At 69.9% G+C, this 3,861-nt stretch carries 1 protein-coding gene; it reads left to right on the forward strand.

The annotated features are described in order from the left end of the window. On the forward strand, positions 1-3,580 hold a 3,580-nt coding region (gene hrpA, locus IJH84_RS00005), incomplete at its 5' end, for an ATP-dependent RNA helicase HrpA (protein WP_295138625.1). Between the last annotated feature and the right edge of the window lie 281 nt (positions 3,581-3,861).

Genomic DNA, 3,861 nt, shown 5'->3' on the forward strand with positions numbered 1-3,861 from the left:
CACCCAGCCGCGCAGGCTGGCCGCGCGCACCGTGGCCGAGCGGGTCGCCGAGGAGCTCGGCACCGGGCTCGGCGACGCGGTCGGCTACCAGGTGCGGTTCACCGCGCGCACCGGCGATGCCACGCTGGTCAAGCTGATGACCGACGGCATCCTGCTGGCCGAGATCCAGCGCGACCGGCTGCTGCGGCAGTACGACACGCTGATCATCGACGAGGCGCACGAGCGCAGCCTGAACATCGACTTCATCCTCGGCTACCTCAAGGAGCTGCTGCCGCGCCGCCCCGACCTGAAGGTGATCATCACCTCCGCGACGATCGACCCGGACCGGTTCTCCCGGCACTTCGACGACGCTCCGGTGGTGGAGGTCTCCGGGCGCACCTACCCCGTCGAGGTGCGCTACCGGCCGCTGGTGGAGGAGTCCGCGGACCCGGACGAGCCGGTCGTCGAGCGGGACCAGCCGCAGGCCATCTGCGAGGCCGTCGGCGAACTGTCCGCCGAGGGCGACGGCGACGTGCTCGTGTTCCTCAGCGGGGAACGGGAGATCCGCGACACCGCGGACGCGCTGGAACAGCTGCGGCTGCGCAACACCGAGGTGCTTCCGCTGTACGCGCGGCTGTCCGCGGCCGAGCAGCACCGCGCGTTCCAGCCGCACACCGGCCGCCGGATCGTGCTGGCCACCAACGTCGCGGAGACCTCGCTGACGGTGCCCGGCATCAAGTACGTGATCGACCCGGGAACCGCGCGGATCTCCCGCTACAGCTTCCGCACCAAGGTGCAGCGGCTGCCGATCGAGCCGATCTCGCAGGCGTCGGCGAACCAGCGCAAGGGCCGCTGCGGCCGGGTCTCCGAAGGCATCTGCATCCGGCTGTACTCCGAACAGGACTTCTTGGCGCGCCCGGAGTTCACCGATCCGGAGATCCTGCGCACCAACCTCGCTTCGGTGATCCTGCAGATGACCTCGCTGGGGCTCGGCGACATCGGCTCGTTCCCGTTCGTGGAGCCGCCGGACAGCAGGCAGATCACCGACGGCGTGCACCTGCTGCACGAGCTGGGCGCGCTGCAGGAGTCCAAAAAGGACGCCCGGCGCGAGAACGGTTCCGGCCGCAAGCTGACCGAGGTGGGCCGCACGCTCGCGCGGTTGCCGATCGATCCGCGGCTGGCGCGGATGGTGCTGGAAGCCGAGCGCAACGGCTGCCTGCACGAGGTCCTCGTGATCGCCGCTGCACTGTCCATCCAGGACCCGCGGGAGCGCCCGGCGGAGCACCAGCAGGCGGCGGGCGAGAAGCATTCCCGGTTCAGCGACTCCGAATCCGACTTCCTGGCGTTCGTGCACCTGTGGCGCTACCTGCGCGAGCAGCAGCGGGAGCTGTCGTCGAACCAGTTCCGCAAGCTGTGCAAGGCGGAATTCCTGAACTACCTGCGCGTGCGCGAGTGGCAGGACCTCTACTCGCAGCTGCGGCAGATGGCGAACGGGCTGGAGATGTCGCTCAACGACGAGCCCGCCGACGCCGCGCGCGTGCACCAATCGCTGCTTTCCGGGCTGTTGTCGCACATCGGGCTCAAGGACACCGACAAGAAATCCGGCAAACCGCAGCGCGGCGCCACCGAATACCTCGGCGCGCGCAGCGCGAAGTTCGCCATCTTCCCCGGTTCTTCGCTGTTCAAGAAGCCCCCGCAGTGGGTGATGGCCGCCGAGCTGGTGGAGACCTCCCGGCTGTGGGCGCGGGTGGTGGCCCGGGTCGAACCGGAGTGGATCGAGCGGCTGGCCCAGCACCTGGTCAAGCGCAGCTACAGCGAACCGCACTGGGAGAAGAACCGCGCCGCCGTGGTGGCCAGCGAGAAGGTCACGCTCTACGGCGTGCCGCTGGTGGCGGGCCGCAAGGTCACCTACGGCAAGGTCGACCCGCAGCTGAGCCGGGAGCTGTTCATCCGGCACGCGCTGGTGGAAGGGGACTGGGACACCGATCACCGGTTCTTCCACGACAACCGCAGGCTGCTGGCCGAGGTCGAGGCGATGGAGGAACGCGCCCGCCGCAGGGACATCCGGGTCGACGACGAGACGCTGTTCGAGTTCTACGACCAGCGCGTCGGCGCGGACGTGGTCTCCGGGCGGCACTTCGACAGCTGGTGGAAGAAGACCCGCCGCGAGCAACCGGACCTGCTCAACTTCGAGAAGTCCATGCTCATCAACCAGGAATCCGCGCGGGTCACCGGCCACGACTACCCGGACACCTGGCAGCAGGACGGGCACCGGCTGGCGCTGACCTACCAGTTCGAGCCGGGCGCGGACGCCGACGGCGTCACCGCGCACATCCCGCTGCCGGTGCTCAACCAGATCGAACCGGCCGGGTTCGACTGGCAGATCCCGGGGTTGCGCGAGGAATTGGTGGTGGCGCTGCTGAAGTCGCTGCCGAAGTCGTTGCGCCGCAACTTCGTTCCGGTTCCCGACCACGCGCGGGCCGCGCTGGACCGGATGCCGGTGATGGCGGCGCCGCTGCCGGACGCGCTGGCCGAGCAGCTGCGCCGGATGACCGGCGTGACCGTTGCGCCGCAGGACTTCGACTTCGACTCGGTGCCCGAGCACCTGAAGATGACCTTCCGCGTCATCGACGGAAAGGGCGGCAAGGCCGGGGAATCCAAGGACCTCGGCGAGCTCAAGCGCCGGTTGCGGCCGAAGTTGCGCGCGGAGATCTCCGCGGCCGCCGACTCGGTGGAGCGCTCCGGAGTGCGTTCGTGGGACTTCGGCGAACTTCCGCAGACCTTCGAGAAGGACCGCGGCGGCAACGCGGTGAAAGCTTACCCGTCCCTTGTGGACGAAGGGGACAGCGTCGCGGTCCGGATGTTCGACACCGAGCACGAGCAGCGCCGCGCGCTGTGGCAGGGCACCCGCAAGCTGCTGCTGCTGAACCTGCCGTCGCCGGTGAAGTCGTTGCAGCGCGGCATGAGCCCGCGCACCCGGCTGGTGCTCAGCGCCGCACCGCACGGCGATGTGGTGCAGGTGCTCGAAGACTGCCGCAGCGCCGCGGTCGACAAACTCGTCGCGGACGCCGGTGGTCCGGTGTGGACGCAGAGCGGTTTCGCCGCGCTGCAGGAGCGGGTGCGCGGCAGGCTCGGCGAGGTCGCCGCGGACGCGGCTGCCAGGACCGAGCGGGTGCTCGCGGTGGCGCAGCGGGTCGATTCGGCGCTTGCCGAACGGTCCCGGTCGATGCCCGCGGAGTCGCTGGCCGATGTCAAGGAACAGCTGGAAGGGTTGCTGCATCCCGGTTTCGTCACCGAGTTCGGCTGGGACCGGTTGCCGGACGTGGAGCGCTACCTGCGGGCTCTCGAGCAGCGGCTGGAGAAGGTGCAGCACCATCCGCAGCGCGACCGGGACCGGCTCGCGCAGGTCGACGACGTGCAGGAGCGCTACCGGGACGCGCTCGACGCGCTGCCCGCCGGGCGCTCGCCGGGCGAGGAGCTCCTGCGGGTCGGCTGGATGATCGAGGAGTTCCGGGTCTCGCTGTTCGCCCAATCCCTCGGCACCCCGCACCCCATTTCCGCCAAACGCATCCACCGCGCCTTGGACGAACTCACCCGCTGACCGGCTTCGCCGCCCGACACGCCCCGCCGCCACTCAACAGAACGCCTACCACCGCGTGCGAAATAGATCGGAATGGTCCGTTCACTCGGAAAGATCGAGTGGCGACACGGGGGAGTGGCCGGAATCAGCGGCGGTCGAGGACGTTGCCGGTCGCGATCTTGGGGCGGGCCAGCGCGGGGTGTGCGCCGGGGACCGCGGCTGCGTAGACCGCGGCGGTGCCTGCGGCGATGGTGTGCCAGTCGAAGTCGTTGCGCAGCCGGGACTTCGCCCGCCGCGCCCGG

The sequence above is a fragment of the Saccharopolyspora sp. genome (assembly GCF_017434145.1).
GTDB classification, from domain to species: Bacteria; Actinomycetota; Actinomycetes; order Mycobacteriales; family Pseudonocardiaceae; genus Saccharopolyspora_C; species Saccharopolyspora_C galaxeae.